The organism is Shewanella sediminis HAW-EB3 (assembly GCF_000018025.1).
Lineage (GTDB): Bacteria > Pseudomonadota > Gammaproteobacteria > Enterobacterales > Shewanellaceae > Shewanella > Shewanella sediminis.
This window is the reverse complement of record NC_009831.1, coordinates 3,767,223-3,787,763: the sequence shown is the minus strand read 5'-3', so window position 1 is coordinate 3,787,763 and position 20,541 is coordinate 3,767,223. Positions and strand designations below refer to the sequence as shown.

General features: G+C 48.4%; 18 protein-coding genes. 14 read left to right on the top strand and 4 right to left on the bottom strand.

Annotated elements, in window-relative coordinates; translation table 11 throughout:
- The first annotated feature begins 72 nt into the window (after positions 1-72).
- From SSED_RS16435 to SSED_RS16405, 7 genes are all read left to right on the top strand, one after another.
- Positions 73-870 carry an ABC transporter ATP-binding protein gene (locus SSED_RS16435; RefSeq protein ID WP_012143471.1) on the top strand — a complete coding sequence of 266 codons (798 nt, stop codon included), beginning with the start codon at positions 73-75 and terminating at the stop codon, positions 868-870.
- Positions 870-2,834 carry a long-chain fatty acid--CoA ligase gene (locus tag SSED_RS16430; RefSeq protein WP_012143470.1) on the top strand — a complete coding sequence of 655 codons (1,965 nt, stop codon included), beginning with the start codon at positions 870-872 and terminating at the stop codon, positions 2,832-2,834. The genes SSED_RS16435 and SSED_RS16430 overlap by 1 nt, the downstream gene beginning before the upstream one ends.
- Positions 2,831-3,724 carry a branched-chain amino acid ABC transporter permease gene (locus SSED_RS16425; RefSeq protein WP_012143469.1) on the top strand — a complete coding sequence of 298 codons (894 nt, stop codon included), beginning with the start codon at positions 2,831-2,833 and terminating at the stop codon, positions 3,722-3,724. Before SSED_RS16430 ends, SSED_RS16425 begins: the two co-directional genes overlap by 4 nt.
- An 87-nt stretch (positions 3,725-3,811) precedes the next feature.
- Positions 3,812-4,885 (top strand): branched-chain amino acid ABC transporter permease, encoded by a 1,074-nt coding sequence (locus SSED_RS16420; protein WP_012143468.1) that lies wholly within the window; start codon positions 3,812-3,814, stop codon positions 4,883-4,885.
- A gap of 230 nt (positions 4,886-5,115) precedes the next feature.
- Positions 5,116-6,363 carry an ABC transporter substrate-binding protein gene (locus tag SSED_RS16415; protein ID WP_012143467.1) on the top strand — a complete coding sequence of 416 codons (1,248 nt, stop codon included), beginning with the start codon at positions 5,116-5,118 and terminating at the stop codon, positions 6,361-6,363.
- A 49-nt stretch (positions 6,364-6,412) separates the two neighbouring features.
- Positions 6,413-7,231 carry an ABC transporter ATP-binding protein gene (locus SSED_RS16410; protein WP_012143466.1) on the top strand — a complete coding sequence of 273 codons (819 nt, stop codon included), beginning with the start codon at positions 6,413-6,415 and terminating at the stop codon, positions 7,229-7,231.
- 50 nt (positions 7,232-7,281) lie between these two features.
- A complete protein-coding gene (locus tag SSED_RS16405; RefSeq protein WP_012143465.1) occupies positions 7,282-8,511 on the top strand; it encodes a phenylacetate--CoA ligase family protein in 1,230 nt (409 codons plus the stop codon).
- A gap of 111 nt (positions 8,512-8,622) precedes the next feature.
- On the opposite strand, the gene SSED_RS16400 is transcribed toward SSED_RS16405, so the two are convergent.
- Entirely contained in the window at positions 8,623-10,332 is a 1,710-nt protein-coding gene (locus SSED_RS16400) for a proline--tRNA ligase (RefSeq protein ID WP_041421749.1), read from the bottom strand.
- A gap of 697 nt (positions 10,333-11,029) precedes the next feature.
- On the opposite strand from SSED_RS16400, the gene SSED_RS16395 reads away from it, so the two are divergent.
- Together SSED_RS16395 and SSED_RS16390 are read left to right on the top strand one after the other, a co-directional pair.
- Positions 11,030-11,401: a hypothetical protein gene (locus SSED_RS16395; protein WP_041421748.1), complete on the top strand. Its 372-nt coding sequence runs from the start codon at positions 11,030-11,032 to the stop codon at positions 11,399-11,401.
- Between the two features lie 111 nt (positions 11,402-11,512).
- Positions 11,513-12,133 carry a class I SAM-dependent methyltransferase gene (locus SSED_RS16390; protein WP_223295919.1) on the top strand — a complete coding sequence of 207 codons (621 nt, stop codon included), beginning with the start codon at positions 11,513-11,515 and terminating at the stop codon, positions 12,131-12,133.
- A gap of 285 nt (positions 12,134-12,418) precedes the next feature.
- On the opposite strand, the gene SSED_RS16385 is transcribed toward SSED_RS16390, so the two are convergent.
- Positions 12,419-13,069: an ArsR/SmtB family transcription factor gene (locus SSED_RS16385; protein WP_041421747.1), complete on the bottom strand. Its 651-nt coding sequence runs from the start codon at positions 13,067-13,069 to the stop codon at positions 12,419-12,421.
- Positions 13,070-13,175: 106 nt separating this feature from the next.
- On the opposite strand from SSED_RS16385, the gene SSED_RS16380 reads away from it, so the two are divergent.
- Positions 13,176-13,751, top strand: a complete 576-nt coding sequence (locus tag SSED_RS16380) for a class I SAM-dependent methyltransferase (protein ID WP_012143461.1) — start codon at positions 13,176-13,178, stop codon at positions 13,749-13,751.
- Between the two features lie 24 nt (positions 13,752-13,775).
- On the top strand, positions 13,776-14,132 hold the full coding sequence (locus tag SSED_RS16375; RefSeq protein WP_012143460.1) for a DsrE/DsrF/TusD sulfur relay family protein: 357 nt from the start codon (positions 13,776-13,778) through the stop codon (positions 14,130-14,132).
- A 75-nt stretch (positions 14,133-14,207) separates the two neighbouring features.
- Here SSED_RS16375 and xseA read toward each other — a convergent pair whose 3' ends face one another.
- The gene (gene xseA / locus SSED_RS16370; RefSeq protein WP_012143459.1) at positions 14,208-15,536 is read right to left on the bottom strand and encodes an exodeoxyribonuclease VII large subunit; all 1,329 of its coding nucleotides are present in this window, start codon (positions 15,534-15,536) and stop codon (positions 14,208-14,210) included.
- Positions 15,537-15,657: 121 nt separating this feature from the next.
- Here xseA and guaB point away from each other — a divergent pair, with 121 nt between their 5' ends.
- Together guaB and guaA are read left to right on the top strand one after the other, a co-directional pair.
- Positions 15,658-17,130 carry an IMP dehydrogenase gene (gene guaB / locus SSED_RS16365; RefSeq protein WP_012143458.1) on the top strand — a complete coding sequence of 491 codons (1,473 nt, stop codon included), beginning with the start codon at positions 15,658-15,660 and terminating at the stop codon, positions 17,128-17,130.
- A gap of 126 nt (positions 17,131-17,256) precedes the next feature.
- Positions 17,257-18,834, top strand: a complete 1,578-nt coding sequence (gene guaA / locus SSED_RS16360; protein WP_012143457.1) for a glutamine-hydrolyzing GMP synthase — start codon at positions 17,257-17,259, stop codon at positions 18,832-18,834.
- Between the two features lie 73 nt (positions 18,835-18,907).
- Here guaA and SSED_RS23725 read toward each other — a convergent pair whose 3' ends face one another.
- Positions 18,908-19,813, bottom strand: coding sequence for a GGDEF domain-containing protein (locus SSED_RS23725; RefSeq protein WP_190273164.1), 906 nt, complete (start codon positions 19,811-19,813; stop codon positions 18,908-18,910).
- A 134-nt stretch (positions 19,814-19,947) separates the two neighbouring features.
- Here SSED_RS23725 and tadA point away from each other — a divergent pair, with 134 nt between their 5' ends.
- Positions 19,948-20,481: a tRNA adenosine(34) deaminase TadA gene (tadA, locus tag SSED_RS16350; RefSeq protein WP_012143455.1), complete on the top strand. Its 534-nt coding sequence runs from the start codon at positions 19,948-19,950 to the stop codon at positions 20,479-20,481.
- The last annotated feature ends 60 nt before the right edge of the window (positions 20,482-20,541 follow it).

Genomic DNA, 20,541 nt, shown 5'->3' with positions numbered 1-20,541 from the left:
TAGTGCCAATCACCACTGTGACATCACTGTTGTGTCGTTAATGAATCGAACTGAAGTTCAAGGAGTACGGGTGTGACAGAAACTATCCTGAAAGTAGACCAGATATCTCTCGCATTTGGTGGTGTTAAGGCACTGACCGATGTGAGCTTCGATGTAAACAAAGGCGAAGTGTTTTCCATCATTGGCCCTAACGGGGCGGGAAAAACATCAATGTTGAATTGTATCTCCGGCCGTTATCGTCCCAATAAAGGGGCCATTCATTTTGATAATACCGATGTGACCAATTTAAGGCCCAATGACAGGGCCGACTTAGGTATCGGCCGCACCTTCCAGAACCTCGCCCTCTTCGGCCATATGTCGGTGTTGGACAATATCATGGTTGGCCGACATCACCTGATGAAGAATAACTGGTTAACCGGTCCCCTCTACTGGGCATCTCCGGCTCAAAGAGAGGAGCTGACTCATCGCCGTCAGGTAGAGGAGATCATCGACTTCCTGGATATCTCCCATGTGCGTAAGGCCGTGGCAGGCACACTCTCATATGGCCTTCGCAAACGCGTCGAGCTGGCCCGCGCCATCGCCCTAAAGCCCAAACTTATTTTGCTCGATGAACCTATGGCCGGAATGAACCTGGAAGAGAAGGAGGATATGGCGCGCTACATACTCGATCTCAATGAAGAGTTCGGTATCACTGTGGTCATGATTGAACATGATATGGGCGTGGTGATGGATATCTCTCATCAGGTCATGGTGTTGGATTTTGGTAAGAAACTGATCTGCGGCCTCCCCGATGAGGTGATGGCTGATGAACATGTGAGACAGGCTTACCTTGGATTAGAAGAGAACGAGCAGTTACAGGAGGTGGGCTAATGAATATGCCAAATGCAGCGTCATCCAATCGATTCGATATGGGCGATATGGATACCTTTCCTAAGATCCTCAGGCATAACGCCACACTCTGGCCCGATGATATTGCCATGCGGGAGAAAGAGTTTGGGATCTGGAGTGAATTTAGCTGGTTAGATTATCATAACCGAGTGAAGTGGATGACCCTGGCCCTGTCCTCTATGGGCATAGAGGCAAACAGCACCATCGCCCTGCTGGGAGACAACAGACCCGAGTGGGTATGGGGTGAAGTTGCGGCCCATGCCATGAGCTGTTTCTCTCTGGGGGTCTATCAGGACTCACTGCATGAAGAGGTGGCTTATCTTCTCAACCGAAGCAATGCCAGCGTGGTTATTGCCGAGGATGAAGAGCAGTGTGACAAGCTACTTGAGCTCGAAGATAGTATCCCCAGCGTCAAATGTATCGTCTATTGTGACCCACGAGGCATGCGCAAATATGATGACCCCCGCCTTATCAGTGTCGAAGAGATCTATGCATTAGGACAGCGAATCGACAGAGAGACGCCCAGGCTCTACGATGCATTCGTCGATGCGGGCAAGGCCGAGAATATCGCCATCTACTGCACCACCTCAGGTACCACTTCGAAGCCAAAAATTGTACTGCTTCAAGGCAGCAAGTTTATCGACCACTGCTGCTCATACCTGCGTGCCGACCCGCGTGCGCCGGGTGATAACTATGTTTCCGTATTGCCTCTGCCCTGGATCATGGAGCAGGTGTATGCGGTGGGTCAGGCATTGATCGCCAGGCAGATAGTCAACTTCGTAGAAGAGCAGGAGACCATGATGGCCGATCTGCGTGAAATCGGTCCCAGTTTTGTCCTGCTCGCCCCCAGAGTCTGGGAGGGAATATTGGCCGATGTGCAGGCGAGAATGATGGACTCTTCCCGTCTGAAGCAGGCGCTGTTTAATTTCGCCATGAACAGGGCGCAGAAAAGTTTACAGCAGGGCCGAAAGTCCCGTTTCGCCGACCTTCTGTTGATGAGGGCGCTGCGAGACAGACTCGGTTTCTCATTTTTAAAGTCTGCAGCAACTGGTGGCGCCGCCATGGGCCCGGATACTTTCCGGTTCTTCCAGAGTATCGGGGTACCACTGCGTCAACTCTATGGTCAGACCGAGATGTGTGGGGCCTACACGATACACATGGAAGGTGATGTGGATTATGACAGCGTCGGTGTCGCCTTCGACAGCGCCGAGGTTAAGGTTATCAACTGTGACAGCGAAGGGGTGGGCGAGGTGATCGCCAAAACCTTAGGTATGTTCAACGGTTACCTGGGTGATCAGGAGGCATTCGACGAAGATGTGAAACAGGGGTGGATGCATACAGGAGATGCGGGCTATTTCAAGCCATCGGGTCACCTTGTGGTTATCGACAGAATTAAAGATTTAGCTAAAACGAGCCAGGGTATTCAGTACTCTCCTCAATATATAGAGAATAAACTTAAGTTCTCCTCCTTTATCGGAGAGGCGGTGATCCTTGGCAAAGAGAGACCCTATCTGTCTGCCATCTTATGTATACGTTTCAGTATCGTCTCTAAATGGGCCGAGCAACGTGGCCTCGCCTTTACTAACTACACCAACCTGTCATCGCTGCCCGAGGTCTATGAAAAGCTGTCTGAGGAGATTGAGATAGTGAATCAGTCTCTGCCCGATGCCCAGAAGATCAGTAAATTTATCCTGCTCTATAAGGAACTCGATGCCGATGATGGCGAGTTAACCCGTACCCGCAAGGTCAGGCGTGGTGTGATAGCCGATAAATACGGCGACATCATCTCATCTATCTATAACGATAAACCTCATGTGGATATCGATACCGTGATCACCTTCCAGGATGGCAGTAAGTCCCGAATTCAGACCCAACTTAAGGTGGCAACGGTTATTGAGACCACAAGCGTATCCGAGACAGAAATAGAGCAAAGGAGAGCGTCATGAATTTTGAATTACTACTGCAACTCATCATCAACGGCCTGATTGTCGGCCTCTTGTATGGCGTTGTGGGTATGTGTTTTGTCTTGGTCTATAAATCGACACAGATTGTAAACTTCGCCCAGGGAGAGTTCCTGCTGGTGGGCGCCTGGGTGTGTTGGGCGTTCCTAATCTATATGGAGTTGCCGTTCGTGGTCGGCTTCCTGTTGACCCTCTGTTTTATGGCCCTGTTTGGTGTGCTACTGCAGATGATAGTCCTGCGTCCCATGATAGGCGAGCCGATTATCTCGGTCATCATGGTGACGATCGGCTTGTCGATATTCTTTCAGTCATTAACGAAATGGATATTTGGCGTTTCTCCGCAGAGTTACCCCAAGGTTTTCGATACTCACTCTATATCTCTCTTTGGCCTCAACGTTGAACTGGCCTATCTGATGAGTACTGTCATCGCACTGTGCATCATGGTGGGTTTCTTCTTCTTCTTTAAATACTCAAAGCATGGTCTGGCGATGCGGGCTACGGCGTTCGATCAGCAGGTTGCTCAGAGCCTGGGGATCTCCGTTAAGCAGGTCTTCGCCATGAGCTGGGGTATTGCGGCCACGGTTTCGGCAACGGCGGGCGTGGTGATAGGCATGGTTAATGGGGTCTCCGACTCATTGTCTGCCATCGGTATCAAGGTGTTCCCGGCGGTGATATTAGGCGGATTAGACTCCATCGTGGGCGCTATCGTGGGCGGTGTGATCATTGGCGTCTTAGAGAATGTTGCCGAGTTCTTCGATAGCCAGTACTTACACATAGGCAACATGTATGACATCGCGCCGTTTTACGTGCTGTTAGTGATCCTCTGGTTTAAACCCTATGGCCTGTTTGGTACCCGGGATATCGAGCGTATCTAGGCTCGTGTGAAGACATTCTCAGGTAAATTCAAGCTCGAAAGATAAACAGGCCCTAGCAGGCTGTAAATACAGTTCAAGGAGTTTTTTATGTCTAGTTTGGCAATGCGTCCATGCGGGGATTTCAGGACCAGTTACAAGAAAGACAACACGATTTTCGAAACCAAGACCATACGTTTGGTGGCCATCCTGGCCATCGCAGCCGCTTGTCTGGCACCGCTTGTCTTGGATGGTTACTTTTTAACCCTATTTATTCAGATCTCTTATCTGGGAATAGCGGCGCTGGGACTCAATATCTTGGTGGGTTTCACCGGACAGATCTCCTTGGGTCATGGTGCCTTCTTCGGCTTCGGCGCATTTGCATCGGCCTGGCTCAACACCAGCTTTAATATCCCGGTAGCCCTGTGTATCCCTATGGCGGGTTTCCTGACTATGGCGGTCGGCATGATGTTTGGCATGCCTGCTGCGCGTATTAAGGGGCTTTACCTGGCGATAGCTACATTGGCGGCTCAGTTTATTATCGAAGACTTTTTTGCTCGTGCCGAGTGGTTCTCCGGTGGTTCATCGGGCTCTATGGCGGCGCCGGTGAACCTCCTGGGGTTCGAGTTTGATACAGACCAAAGCTTTTACTATATCGCCCTGTTTGCCCTCGTCTTCATGTACATCTGGGGCTGTAACCTGATGCGCAGCCGTGATGGTCGTGCGTTTGTGGCGGTACGCGACCACTATCTTTCGGCCGAGATCATGGGGGTGAAGTTAAACAAGTATCGCCTGCTGTCATTCGGCATCTCCTCATTCTATGCCGGGATCGGCGGCGCGTTGTATGCGCACTATCTTGGCTATGTTTCGGCAGAAGGGTTCACCATTTTCATGTCGATACAGTTTCTGGCCATGATCATCATCGGTGGCCTGGGGTCAATCAAGGGAACTCTGATGGGGGTCATCTTCATGGTGTTACTGCCGGAGATGTTGGAGACAGGTGTCGGTCTGATGAAATACACCGACTGGGGCAACATCCCTATGGTGACCGATGGTCTGGCTTATATCAAGGAGATGGCGATCGGCCTGGTCATTATCCTGTTTCTTATTTTTGAGCCAGAGGGGCTTGCCCACCGCTGGGCGCAAATAAAGAACTATTGGAAATTCTATCCGTTCTCTTATTAAGAGCTAACCATTTTTTTATCAGCAATGAACATTAGGCAGGATCAGGCTCGAGGGGAGTGAGTAAGAGGGCTCCCCAAGAGGCTGCAGCAGTTCGTTTCAAGCAGTGTAAAAGCAAGCCGCAGAAGGACTTTGTTATGCAGTCGAAGCCATTTGCTAACGATTAACTCGTCACGACAAACGTCTAACTAAAAAAGTACCGGCTAACAGCCACTATATTGAAGGAATATGACATGTATAAAAAATTGATTATCGCCTCTTCTATCGCAAGCGGTGTGTTTGGCATCAGTAGTCAGGCCAATGCCGAAGAGACTATCTTCGTCGGTCATCTTGCCGATATGTCAGGCCCAACCGCTTTCGTGGGTAAACCCTATGCCGATGGTGTGAGAGACTCACTCGCCTACATCAACTCCCATGGAGGCATAAGCGGGACTAAGCTCGAATATGAGACGATAGATTATGCCTACAAGGTGCCTCAGGCTATCGCCTCATATAAGAAGTGGCAGTCACGTAAGAATATGGTCGCGATGCAGGGGTGGGGAACCGCCGATACCGAGGCACTTATCTCCTTTGCCGCTAAAGATCAGACGCCTGTCTTCTCCGCCTCTTATTCGGGTCACCTGACCGATCCTAAGGGGCTAAATCCCAACACCAAGAAACCTGCACCCTATAACTTCTTCTATGGGGCGTCCTACTCCGACTCCTGTCGTGGTCTGGTTCAGTGGGCCGCCAAAGACTGGCAGGCCAAAGGGGCCAAGGGCAAGCCAAAGTTTACCCATATTGGTGCTAATCACCCCTTCCCGAATGCGCCTAAGGCGGCTTGTGCCGAGTATGCGACCGAGCTTGGATTTGAAGTACAGCCAGCCGTCGTTATCTCCATGAAGCCCGGAGACTTTAAGGCGCAGTGCCTGAGCCTGAAAAGCTCGGGAACTAACTATGGCTATATCGGTAACTTAGGTGGCTCGGTACAGTCACTGATTAAATCCTGTAATACGGTCGGCACCGAGATCCAGTTTATGTCCAATATCTGGGGCGGTGACAAGCTGGTATTTAAAGCGGCAGGCGAGGGGATTAAAGATTATATCTTCCCGACCATGACGCCATTTTGGACCGATGAAGTGCCGGGTATGAAGCTGGTGCGTGAGATCTCGAAGATGTCTGACAGCTCAGGCAGTGAAGAGCGTCTGCACCATTACATTCGCGGGGTCTGCTCAACCTTCTTCATGAAAGAATCGATGGAGTGGGCCAAGGCAAACGGCGGTGTGACCGGTGAGAATGTTAAAAAAGGCATGTATGCCCAGAAAAACTGGGTACCTAAGGGACTCGAAGGAGTGTGTTTGGCAGCGACCTGGACTCCGGAAGATCACCGTGGCATCAACCAGGTGAATATCTATAAGGGGAATTTCAACGGCGGTGATATTCGCGTCGAGAAGGCCGATCAGGTGACCCTCGAACGTCGTGTTGACTGGTTAGGGTATTAATCTTTTTGGGCGTAACTTAGTTACGCCCCTCTTTTTTTAGGGGGTATGTATGACACAAGCAGCTCAGATCCAGCCATCGACACCCGTGTTATCCATTAATAATATCGAAGTTGTCTACGATGATGTTATTCAGGTGCTCAGAGGCGTGAGCATTGAGGTTCCAAAGGGCAAGATAGTCACCCTGTTAGGACCAAATGGCGCCGGAAAGTCCACTACGCTTAAGGCTATCTCCGGTTTACTGAAAACAGAAAATGGTGATGTTACCCGTGGCGATATTAGCTTCATGGGTCAACAGATAGATAAAAAAAATGCCGATGAGATCGTTCGTTCCGGCGTATTCCAGGTCATGGAAGGACGCCGTATCGTTGAAGATATGACGGTGATTGAAAACCTTAAATTAGGCGCCTATACCCGAAGTGATAATCAGATCAATCAGGATATCGAGATGGTATTCAGTTATTTTCCGCGCCTAAAGGAGCGGACGGGGCTGGCCGGATACCTCTCTGGCGGAGAGCAGCAGATGCTGGCTATTGGCCGTGCCTTGATGGCACGCCCTAAGATGATCTGTCTCGATGAGCCCTCAATGGGGTTATCACCTCTGTTGGTGAAGGAGGTGTTCGGGATCATAGATAAGATCAACAAGGAGCAGGGGATCACTATGCTGCTGGTGGAGCAAAATGCCAATTATGCCCTTAAGGCTGCCGACTACGGATATATCATGGAGTCCGGAAAAATCGTATTGGACGGCACCAGCGAGCAACTGCTGAGTAACGAAGATGTGAAAGAGTTCTACTTAGGTGGTGGTAACGATAAGAGAAAAAGTTTCAAAAATTTAAAGTCTTATAAGCGTCGTAAGCGCTGGTTGTAGCACTGGTTTTAACCTTGGTTTTATAAAAAGGATGATAAGAGGAAGGTGATATGAATAGCGTATATGATCCTAATGAGTTGCAGAGCCCAGCACAGCGAGAGTGTGATCTGCTCGCTCGTTTACCGACGTTTCTGGCTTATGCCAAACAGGAGTGTGACCACTATCGGCATATCCTTAATGATATCGATGTGACAGCTATTTCGAGTAGGCAGTCATTAACCTCTGTGCCTGTCACGAGAAAATCGGATCTGATTGGCCTGCAGGCTAAGAATATGCCCTTTGCCGGGCTCAATGCGTCAAGCTCGACGCCGAGTCGCATTTTTCAATCACCCGGCCCAATTTTTGAGCCCGAGCACGACAGCAAAGATTGGTGGCGTATGGGGGCCGCCTTCTATGGGGCGGGTTTTCGTGCGGGGGAGCGGGTGCAAAACTGCCTCTCTTATCATCTCAGTCCCGGTGGATTTATCATGGACTCGGGTGCCAAGGCCTGTGGCTGCAGCGTGATCCCCGCAGGTCCGGGGCAGACGGAGCTGCAGTTGGATATTATCGAGCAGCTCAGACCCGAAGGGTACAGTGGCACGCCCTCTTTTCTGAATATTTTACTGCAGAAGGGGAAAGAGCAGGGAAGAGATATCTCCTCGATGACTAAGGCGCTGGTGTCGGGTGAAGCATTGACACCGTCGCTGCAAGCCACATTCAAAGCGACCGGAATATCGGTAAGCCAGGCCTACGCTACCGCCGATATCGGTTTAATCGCCTATGAGACTTGCCCTGGCAGTGGATTGGTTGTCGCAGAAGATATACTGGTGGAGATTGTCAGGCCGGGTAGTCAGGAGCTGGTGGCAGATGGTGAGATTGGCGAAGTGGTGGTGACCAGCTTTAACCCGGATTATCCCCTTATTCGTTTCGCCACCGGCGATCTGTCATCAATCATGCCCGGAGCCGGCTCGTGCGGCAGAACCAATATGCGTATCAGAGGCTGGCAGGGACGCGCAGACCAGACCACTAAGGTTAAGGGGATGTTTATTCACCCCGAGCAGGTCGAACGGATCAGGCTATCTCATGGCGAGCTGGCTAAGGTGAGATTAGTGGTGACAAATATCGATGATAATGATCAGATGACGTTGCACTGTGAGGTGAGTGATGCCGGGCGCAGCGATGTTGATATGGCTCGAGTCGCTCAGACGATGAAGGCCATCACTAAGCTCACGGGTTATGTTGAGCTTGTCGCCCCTGGGAGTCTGAGCGATGACGGTATCGTGATTGAAGATCTGAGATAGCTCTTGGCGACCTGTGGTTATTTGAGCTAAATCCAGTCATAAAAAAACGCCCTCAGAAACCTGAGGGCGTTTTACTAATTCTTGTCTTCTGTCTTGCTTAAGTAAAGCTTCTTACTTAGCTGACTTAAGGAAGTCGATAATTTGATCGAATGGGATCTCTTGCTTCTCACCCGTGCGGCGGTTCTTATACTCGAACACACCGTTATCGATATTACGGTCGCCAATCACGACAACGTGCGGCAGACCGACAAGTTCCATATCGGCAAACATCACACCGGCACGCTCTTTACGGTCATCGAACAGTACTTCGAAACCTGCGTCCTGCATGTCTTGATAGAGCTTTTCAGCCATATCTTTAACACGATGAGACTTATGCATGTTCATCGGTAAGATACCCACTCTGAATGGAGCAATAGCATCCGGCCAGGTGATACCACGGTCATCGTGGTTCTGCTCAATCGCAGCGGCAACCATGCGGCTAACGCCCACGCCATAGCAACCCATCAACAGGGTTTGCGCCTTACCATTGTGGTCGAGAACGTTAGCGTTCATCGCCTCAGAGTAGTTTTTACCCAGCTGGAAGATATGACCCACTTCGATACCGCGAAGTAGAGCAATAGTACCTTGACCACAAGGACTGGCTTCGCCTTCGATGATGTTACGCAGATCGAATGCTTCAGCCTCTGGAAGATCGCGTTCCCAGTTGATGCCGAAGTAGTGCTTATCATCTTGGTTTGCACCTGCGCCGAAATCGCTCATCACTTTAACGCCGTGGTCGATATAGACAGGGATCTCGAGGCCAACAGGACCGATAGAACCAGGGCCTGCACCAACAGCCTTACGAATATCGGCTTCGTCTGCAAACTCAAACGGAGCCAGTACCGCAGGGATCTTCTCGGCCTTGACTTCGTTAAGCTCATGATCGCCACGAACAACGAGGGCGACCAGAGGTGTTTCTTCGGTTGCACCTTTAACGATAAGGGTCTTAACCGTCTTTTCGATGGCGATGCCGTGATGCTCAACCAACTCGGCGATGGTCTTAGCCTTTGGTGTGTTAACCAGGCTCATCTCAAGCGCAGGGGCTTGACGAGTCTCAGTTGGCATAGGCGCTTCGGCTTTTTCGATGTTGGCCGCGTAATCGCTCTCGGTAGAGTAGGCGATCAGGTCTTCGCCGCTGTTCGCCAGTACATGGAACTCGTGTGACATGCTGCCACCGATAGAACCCGTGTCTGCCATTACCGGGCGGAATGCTAAACCTAAGCGAGTCAGAATGTTGTTATATGCCTGGAACATTGTCTCGTAGGTCTCGTCCATGGTCTCTTGATCTAAGTGGAAAGAGTAAGCATCTTTCATCAAGAATTCACGTGAACGCATCACACCGAAACGTGGACGTACTTCATCGCGGAACTTAGTCTGGATCTGGAACAGATTCAGCGGCAACTGCTTATAAGAGTTAACCTCTTTACGCACGATATCCGTGATCACCTCTTCGTGAGTAGGGCCAAGAACGAAGTCACGGTTATGGCGATCCTGGAAACGAAGCAGCTCGGGACCAAATTTTTCGAAGCGACCCGTCTCAACCCAAAGATCAGCAGGCTGAACCATAGGCATCAGGATTTCAACAGAACCGGCTTTATTCATCTCTTCACGGACGATAGCTTCTACCTTGCGCAGCACACGAAGTCCTGTCGGCAACCAGCTGTAAAGGCCTGAAGCGTTACGACGGATCATGCCGGCACGTAACATTAATTGATGACTGATCACCTCTGCATCTGCAGGGGTCTCTTTTTGTGTTGAAAGCAGGTACTTGCTAACGCGCATTACCGATATCCAGTTGTTGAAATAAATAGGGCGACATTTTAGCATCTGTGGTGTTTCTGTCTACCAAGTTATCGGCCCTTGGAATGAAGGGGGGCATTTTTTTGGTTACTCTTGGTGTGTTGGGTATTGCGGAGTACGCTGAAGGTCGTACCTTCATTGTTATCTATCGCTTGCAGCGTGTGCCGTGCAGGGATGCACAAATGTCGTGAAGGCAGGATGCCGATGAACGACCTTATGTGTAAGTAACCTCTCAGAGCGTTGGTTCTTGATTTCAAAAAGAGTCATCCCTGGGCACTCTGCGATTTCAATCAACATCCTTGTTTAACTGCCAGTTCGGCATCCTTGCCTCTCGTTCGAAGAGCATCACCTTGTGATACCTCACCCTGAAATCGAAGCCCTCAAGCTCACTTACACCGATTATCTATGTTTCTTCGATTTCAGCTTTAAGGTGAGAAGTTGTGATTCTTACCAAATAAGACGTGATAAAAAGATGCTTAAATAAGTTACACAGTTCACATAAAGAAGGAGGTATTTTCTTCTCTGGTAACTCTTGTTGGGGGTTTTGAATTTCGTAAACTGATAATCCATTTACAACAAGCGCTTAGTGGTGTTGGTTAAGCCGTAATAACCAAGCAGACGGGAACGTTATCCTGCTGCTATTATTGAATAAGTTGTTAGTTGCAAAAGGAGTCTGCGCATGAGTCTATTTATCATTGTCTTTGGACTTTTGATTGTAATAGCTGGAACAATACTAACTATTAGTCCAAAGGTGATTATTGATTTTCTGGAGTCCAATAAAGAGAAGCTATGGATTCATATATTAGCTGTTGTCGTAAGAGTGATACTTGGTATCTGTTTAATATTGCAGTCAAATATATCCAAGTTTCCAATCATAGTTGAGATATTTGGTTGGCTTTCACTAACCGCAGCGATACTTATAACAGTAATTGGCCGTAGCAGCTTTCAACAGTTAATGAATTGGGTTATTACTAAGGTTAAACCATATGCTCGTTTGGGCGGATTAGTCTCCGCGGGATTTGGTGTTTTTCTTATTTATGCTTTTATCTAAAGTAAGAGTTTAGCAAGGTAACAAGATAATAAATAAGAATAAAAACAGTTCTATGTTTTCGTTCATCAACATTTTAGCAAACCATTTTTCTCCCATTATTAGGGCGTTGGTATGTTTAGACAAAATATGAGCGAAATCCCAGGTACAAAAGGTTACGGTAGATTTGTTAGTTGTTTTATCGAAAGTAGCCAGTCATTAAGCTTCAATGAAGCCTGCAAAGACTTCATTGACTTTTTGCCTCCCATCTCTGGGCTAGTTCTGGATGTAGGCGCGGGCGCAGGTCAAAATTCTGCAGCACTAGCAGAGTTAGGCTATTCGGTCGTGGCAGTTGAGCCAATGACTGAGTTTTTGGACGCTGCGCGTATTAAATATTCAGTTCTCCCAATAACATGGCTAAATGGTAGTTTGCCAATGATAGAGTGCCTGAGATCTGATCAAAGTAAATTTGATTTAATTCTCGTCATTGGAGTTTGGCATCATCTTAATGAAGCTGAGGGAGCACTGGCAATGAAACGGTTTGCATCTCTTCTGAACAGTGGTGGAATATGTGCTTTTTCACTTCGGAATGGTCCTCCCGGTATGGGGACGCACGTGTACCAAACAGATGCGAACCATACCGTAAAGCAAGCCAAAAAGTTGGGGTTGGAGTGTATCTTCATGTTGGAAGATCAGCCAAGCATCCTCAAGAACAAAGACGACGTAAAGTGGGCGCGTCTAGTGTCTCAGAAGTAGTAATGTCGATGTCTAACAATAAGGATTGGCCGCGCGCAGCCGCGACCTATCCCGAGTGTACTCTTTACCATTGAGAGTAGCCCGAAGTTGTACCTTCCGCTGTAAACCTCCCGTCTAATTTCTTAAGCCCTGTCTTTATACAAGTAGACTTATATTTCCAGCACTAGGCTGTGAGCATTGAGCTTGTCGGTCGACTCTCTTGTAAAGCATCGAGCTCCCTGTATTTCACAGAGCCGATGCTGCGCATCAACTGCTGGCTGCATGGGCTAAGGTATGAACTGCTATTTAATTAATGGGGAAGCCGGCACTTTTCCACTCGGGGAAGCCATCCTCGAGTCGTCGTGTTTGAAATCCCTTAGAACGCAAAAATTCTACTGCTTCAAAAGCCAGAATACAGTGTGCGCCGCGGCAGTAGGCGATAACCTCTTGGTTAGGTTCGATTACAGAAAACTGCTTCTTAAGCTCTTCGACTGTAAGGTTAATCGCTCCGGGTAAGTGCCCCGATGCGTACTCTACCGAAGGACGAACATCAATCACAGTGACGGAGCCTTCTGATGCCCTTTTTAACAGTTCTTCGCGGGGAATAGGCTCCATCTCATCTTTAGAGTATAAATAAGTATTAACTAATTCTTTTACCTCAGTAACATGGCTTTCCGCAACACGCTTCATGCTCGCCATCAGCTCTACAACACCATCTCCCTTCAAACGATAGAAGACGCGTTGGGCTTCTTTTCGAGAGGCAACTAACCCTGCGAGCCGCAGTTGCTGAAGGTGATGTGAAGTGTTGGCTACGCTCAACCCCATGACCTTTGCGAGATCATCGACGGAGTATTCACACTGGGCTAAAAACTCCAGCATCTCCAGGCGGTTTGGGTTACTCATAGCCTTGGCAATGACAGAAAACTGCTCATTGAGGGACTTCTTAAACTGGCTCATTTTATTTATCTCTTTAGTCATTGGCTTATTATATTCAAAAGAATACTTGAAGACAAAATTATTGAAGTGATAACCTTATTCAAAAGATCATTTGAATAAGGTTGCTATGAAAGCGCGTGAAAGTGGAATGCCAGAAGAAGATAGCTGGGCTAGCTTTTTTGAGGTGGACAAGGCTATAGAAAGGTTACTTCCCCAAGATACTCTTAACGGTGATTGGGTTGAATTTGGTTGTGGATACGGCACGTTTACATTGCCTGCAAGTCAACGTATTACCGGCACATTGAAGGCGCTGGATATCGAACCGGACATGATCCACAGAATAAACCAGTTAAGCGCGGAGCATTGCCTAAACAATATAGAGGCCGAAAAACGCGATTTTGTGCAGTTTGGCACTGGTTTATCCGATCAAACTCAATCAGGAGCCATGATCTATAACTTATTGCATCTGGACGACCCGGTCGATTTACTCAGGGAAGCGTATAGAACGTTAAAGGTGGGAGGTTGTCTCTCGGTGATCCATTGGAGAGGTGATATACCGACACCACGAGGTCCGGCCTTGGAGATCCGTCCCAGCCCGGAGCAGTGCTGCGAATGGATAGAGGCGGCAGGTTTTAAACATATTCAAGCGATTGATTTAGCTGATTGTTGCCCCTATCACTTCGGCTTGCTTGCATGGCGCTAATATAAAAAAATACAGGGAAACTATATGAAAAATCTTATCATCTTTAATCGTGAACCCTATGATTCTACCGATGTAACCTGGAATGGACTTCGGTTAGCCAACAAGTTAATTGAAGGGGGGGAGGAGTTGAGAATTTTTCTGATGAACGATGCCGTTGATATGGCTCGGGATGTCTGTAGGCCGCCAGAAAATTATGATCAAGATCTTGGACAAATGCTCAGGGAGTTAATTGTCAGTGGGGCGAGTGTAAAGGTTTGTGGCACCTGTATGGCGCGTTGTGGCATTTTTAAGAATCAACCCTATTTTGAGGGTGCAGAGCAATCAACAATGCAAGAGCTGTCTGATTGGGTTATAGATAGCGACAAGGTCATTAGCTTCTAAGCAACACCAGCTTATCGCATATTGATGAGCTGGTGTTGCCGAAACTAAATTTCACCTGATACCCGACAAGCCGACCTAAATCACTGTCGATTTCACCTCTCCATCGAGAAGTCGTGTGGTGATCGTATCGCCTGCCTGAGTGTCTTTGGAGCTCAGCAGTACCTTTCCGCTTTCATCTTGGGTGATACTGTAACCGCGACTCAGAGTGGCCAACGGACTGACGGTTTCCAGTTGATGGGCGCTGTTTTTAAGGCTCATCTCGACATCGTTGAGCTTCCCCTTTATGCCCTCATTTAAGCGCGCCGTAAGATAATCCAGGTGCTTCGACTCTAACGTTAACCTGTGCTGTGGGGACTGCTGATTAAGCCTGTAACTTAAACTCTGCTGCTGCAGCGTCGACTTGTGCAGTTTGTCGTTGAGTGCGGCGTTGAGGCGTATCTGTATCTCATCGAAGCTCTGCTGAAACTGCTCCAGTTTTCGCTTAGGATCTTGTCTGTGGAGTCTATTTTCCAGCGAGCGGCTGCGCTGCTCGGTTTTCAACTGGTAATGCTGCCAGCTCTGTTTAAGTCGTGCGATGAAGGTGGCGAGCTTTTCGGATTTATTCTCGGCATCCCCGGAGAGGAGCTCAGCGCCAGCAGACGGCGTTGGGGCTCTGACATCGGCAACATAGTCACTGATAGTCGTATCGACTTCGTGACCAACCGCAGAGACGATGGGAAGGGCGCTGTTGTATATCTCATGGGCAAGGTCTTCATTGTTGAAACACCAGAGATCTTCCAGCGAACCGCCACCTCGGGTCAGTAGCAGTACATCGACCTCCTGCCTTGCGTTGGCGGTTTGAATGGCCTTGCAGATGCTTTTAGAGGCCGAATCGCCTTGGACCTGAGTCGGGTAGATGACGACTTCGATACTGGAGTCTCGCCTTGCCAGTACATGGAGTACATCTTTTATTGCCGCGCCGGTCGCGGAGGTGATAACCCCAATTTTTTGAATATTTGTTGGCATTGGGCGCTTGGTGTCCGCCGCAAAGAGCCCTTCTGCGGCCAGCTTCATCTTGAGCGCTTCATATTGCTGCGCGAGCAGGCCATCTCCGGCGGGAAGCATGGACTCGATGATGAGCTGGTAGTCGCCTCTGGGTTCGTAGACGCTAATCGAGCCTTTTACCAATACCTGCTGGCCATTGACAGGCTTAAAGGTGACACTGCGGTTTCGGCCTTTGAACATGGCCGAACGGATCTGGGCAAAGTTGTCTTTGAGTGTCAGATACCAGTGCCCAGAACCGGGGGCGGCAAAGTTTGAAATTTCGGCATTGAGCCAAATTTTTCCCAATTCACCTTCGAGTAGTTGACGTACTTCGCCATTCAGGCGGGATACGGTATAAACGTTATTTTTTGGCATTTTCATACTAATTTGGCGTCTAATGGCACTTTTTTACCATTTTCCATTTACCAAGGTGAATATGCAAGGTATAATCCCGCCGCAATATTTCACCACCAATCCTACCTATATGGGGAGATGTTGCTAAATGCTACGTTTAAAGAAAGATGCGCTTACCTTTGATGATGTGTTACTTGTTCCTGCACATTCGACTGTACTCCCTAATACTGCCATTCTCAAGACTCGTCTGACCACTAAGATAGAGCTTAATACCCCAATTGTCTCTGCGGCTATGGATACCGTAACCGAAGGACGCCTGGCGATCGCTATCGCACAGGAAGGGGGTTTAGGCTTTATTCATAAGAATATGACGATTGAGCAGCAGGCCGAAGAAGTTCGTAAAGTTAAAAGCTATGAAGCCGGTATCGTTCAAAAGCCTGTAACTGTTACGCCTACAACGACACTCGCAGACCTTAAAGTGTTAACCCTGAAGAACGGTTTTGCCGGTTACCCTGTTGTTAACGAAGCCAATGAACTTGTCGGTATCATTACCGGTCGTGACGTTCGTTTCGTGACTGACTGGAGCCTTACCGTCGATGAGGTGATGACACCGAAAGATCGTCTGGTTACTGTACCTGAAGGAACTAAGTTAGATGAAGTTCAGGCACTGATGCATTCTCACCGTGTTGAGAAGGTTCTCGTTGTCGATGGTGATTTTAAGCTTAAGGGTTTGATTACCGTTAAGGATTTCCAAAAAGCCGAGCGTAAACCTAATGCATGTAAAGATGAGTTAGGCCGCCTGCGTGTCGGTGCTGCCGTTGGTGCCGGTGCGGGTAACGAAGAGCGTGTAGATGCCTTAGTTCAAGCGGGTGTTGATGTTCTGCTTATCGATTCCTCTCATGGTCACTCTGAAGGTGTTTTACAGCGTATACGCGATACTCGTGCTAAATATCCTGAACTACAGATTGTTGGCGGAAACGTTGCGACTGCAGAAGGTGCCTTAGCCCTAGTCGAAGCCGGTGTTAACGCTGTCAAGGTCGGAATTGGTCCTGGTTCTATCTGTACTACCCGTATCGTTACCGGTGTTGGTGTACCGCAAATTACTGCCGTTTCTGACGCCGCAGCTGCAATTAAGCACTTAGATATCCCTGTTATTGCCGATGGCGGAATTCGATTCTCTGGTGACTTGGCCAAGGCATTAGCCGCTGGTGCATCTTGCATCATGGCAGGTTCAATGTTCGCCGGTACCGATGAGGCGCCGGGTGAAACTGAGCTCCATAATGGTCGTGCCTATAAGTCATACCGCGGTATGGGTTCGTTAGGCGCAATGAATCAGAGTCAAGGTTCATCAGACCGTTACTTCCAGAGTGATAATGCGGCTGACAAGCTGGTACCCGAAGGTATCGAAGGTCGCGTCGCTTACAAAGGTAAACTTAAAGAGATCATTCATCAGCATATGGGCGGTCTGCGCTCTTGTATGGGCCTCACCGGCTGTGCAACTATTAAAGATATGAATGAAAAAGCAGAGTTTGTAAAAATTACCTCTGCGGGCATGGGTGAGTCGCATGTTCATGATGTGACCATCAGTAAAGAAGCTCCGAACTACAGTCCTGGTTCATAGAAACCGGTGATAATGGGCGACAGTGTGTCGCCCATTCTTTATCCCCCTTTTTATGCCAGTCTCAGGGGTTTTATCTAAACCTGAGATTGATACCAACAAATTAGATAGATGAAATAAAGGTTTCCCATGAGCAATATTCATGAGCATAAGATACTGATCCTGGACTTTGGATCTCAGTACACTCAGTTAATCGCCCGTCGTATCCGTGAAATCGGTGTTTATTGTGAGTTATGGGCTTGGGATGTTTCCGAAGCACAAATTAAAGGGTTCGCCCCTAACGGTATTATCTTAGCCGGCGGCCCTGAAAGCGTGACCGCCGATGAGTCACCTCGAGCACCTGAATATGTTTTCAATGCAGGCGTGCCTGTATTGGGGATCTGTTACGGCATGCAGACCATGTCAGAGCAGCTGGGTGGTAAGGTCATTGAAGGGATAGGTGAAGGCGAGTTCGGTTATGCCCAAATTGAAATTCAGGAACCCAGTGAGTTATTCAAGAGTATCGAAGATGCTATCAGCGAGTCTGGTAAGCCGCTACTCGATGTATGGATGAGCCACGGTGATAAGGTTTTAGATATTCCAGAGGGGTTCGTTACCGTCGCCAATACCGAGACTTGTCCTCATGCCGCAATGGCCAATGAAGATAAGAAGTTCTATGGCGTGCAGTTCCACCCTGAAGTGACACATACCCGTCAGGGTAAACGTATGTTGGAGCACTTCGCGCTGGACATCTGTGAGTGTGAAGCTAACTGGAAACCTACATCGATTATCGAAGATGCAGTTGAGCGTTTGAAGAAACAGATCGGCGATGATGAGGTTATCCTGGGTCTGTCTGGCGGCGTCGATTCATCGGTTGTGGCTATGTTGTTACACCGTGCTATCGGTGACAAGCTGACTTGCGTATTTGTCGACAATGGCTTGCTTCGTCTTAACGAAGCTGACCAGGTGATGGATATGTTTGGTGACCACTTCGGACTCAATATTGTTCATGTGAACGCTGAAAATCGTTTCCTAGATGCGATGAAGGGCGAAGCCGATCCTGAAGCTAAGCGCAAAATCATCGGTCATGTCTTCGTTGAGATCTTCGATGAAGAATCTAAGAAGTGCAAAAATGCTAAGTGGTTGGCGCAAGGTACCATCTACCCAGATGTGATTGAATCAGCCGGTAGTGCCACTGGTAAGGCACATGTCATTAAGTCACATCACAATGTGGGTGGCTTACCCGATGATATGGAGCTGGGTCTTGTTGAGCCACTTCGTGAGCTGTTTAAAGATGAGGTGCGTAAGATAGGTCTGGAATTAGGTCTGCCTTATGACATGCTCTACCGTCATCCGTTCCCCGGACCGGGTCTTGGTGTCCGTGTTCTTGGTGAAGTGAAGAAAGAGTACTGCGATCTGCTTCGTTTAGCCGATGCCATCTTTATCGAAGAGCTGCATAAAGCCGAGCTTTACCATAAAGTGAGTCAGGCATTTACGGTATTCTTACCTGTTCGCTCCGTTGGCGTCATGGGTGATGGCCGTAAATATGATTGGGTGGTTTCACTGCGCGCGGTTGAAACGATCGACTTCATGACGGCTCATTGGGCGCATCTGCCTTATGACTTCCTGGGTCGCGTATCGAACCGGATCATTAATGAAATTGATGGGATCTCCCGTGTTGTTTACGATATTTCAGGTAAGCCGCCTGCGACTATCGAATGGGAATAATTAATTTTAAGTAGTAGATTCATTAATTTTAAGTAGTAGATAGTGGGCTGACGTATCAATACGTCAGCCCTTTTTATTGAGCCATCTGTACGTAATCTCTGCCCGCAGCCTTTGCTTGATACAAGGCTGTATCGGCATGTTTGATCGCTTCGAATAGATAGAACTCCTCTGCAGAGTAGGTGCTTACACCGATGCTGACGGTAACCTTGATTGGGGTGGTATCATAACTAAAAGGGTGATGACCGATTTTATACTTGAGAGATAGTGCGAGATCTAAACACTCCTCCTTCGAATTGGCTCTGTGATAGACCAGAAATTCCTCTCCTCCCCAGCGCGCAATGATGCAATCATTTTGACTCTGTTGCTGCAAAAGACTCGAGATGTCACAGAGTAACTTGTCCCCTGCATCATGACCTAAGGTATCATTCACCCCCTTAAAGTGGTCTAAGTCCAGTATCATGACACAGTGTATCGGTTTGTCAGCTTCATGTTTGAAACTCCACTCCTTTGGGGAAGTATTGCCCGGCTCCTGAACGTCCTCTTTCCCATAAGCTTTAATTGCAGCTATGGCTGCGCGTCGATTGAGTAGGCCGGTTAGAGGGTCGATTCTCGACAGTTTCAATAAATATTTGATCTGGTTTTGATGATGCTGTGCCCATAAAGTGACTCCGACCAGTACGCTGATTAACCCGGCGGTTTCAAACAGGTCTTCGATAAGGGCGATTTGCGGTCGACCTAAATCATAAATGTCATCCAAAAAATTAAGCAGATTACCCAGGTAAAGCGCGCTTATGCCAAATAACAGAGGTGTGTAAATTTGTCGTTGGTCATTAGTGGATTCGATTAAAAACAGCATGACTAAGCAGATAATGACTCTGACAGCTTCCATGCCGGACTCGATAGTCATCACGTTATCAACTTGAGTCGTACCTTGGATAATAACCAGAGTCAGTATCGCTGAGAATACAAGTACAAACAATTGTCTACTATAGCGGGTAAGCATCGGGCTGCCATATGAGCGAATTTCTCTTATCAGTATAGTTAGAATTTATTCGTTCGATTGAATGGATATCATTGGTATAATGAGAGATAAGTTTTTTTGGAGAGTAAAGCTTGACTCAACTAGATAGAGATATCCATTTTATGGCACTCGCCATGCTGCAGGCTGCCGAAGCCGAGGCGAGGGGGGAAGTACCTGTGGGCGCCGTTCTGGTAAAGGACGATAAGGTGGTCGCGGTTGGCTCAAATGATTGCATTGGACAGCACGATCCCAGTGCGCATGCCGAGATGCAGTGTTTGCGTGAGGCTGGCAGGCTTGTTGAGAATTACCGCCTGCTCGATACGACCCTCTATGTGACGCTTGAGCCGTGCGCCATGTGCGCCGGAGCCATGGTGCATTCACGAGTCTCACGATTGGTTTTTGGTGCTAAAGATGAGAAGACCGGGGCAGCAGGCTCCGTTGTCGATCTGGTCAGGCACCCGAGATTTAACCATCAGCTGGAGGTAAACAATGGTGTACTCGAGCAGGAATGTAGTGAGCAGCTGAGTCAATTTTTCCGTCGGCGCCGCAAGGAGAAGAAAGAGCAGAAAAGGGAGCTGAAGCGGTTAGAAGCATTGAAAAATGATAGCAATGACCCGGCTAGCTAGCCCCTCGTGTTTGTGTGTTTGGCTTGAGTGCTTTACCTTTTAGCCGTCATTCTGAACTTG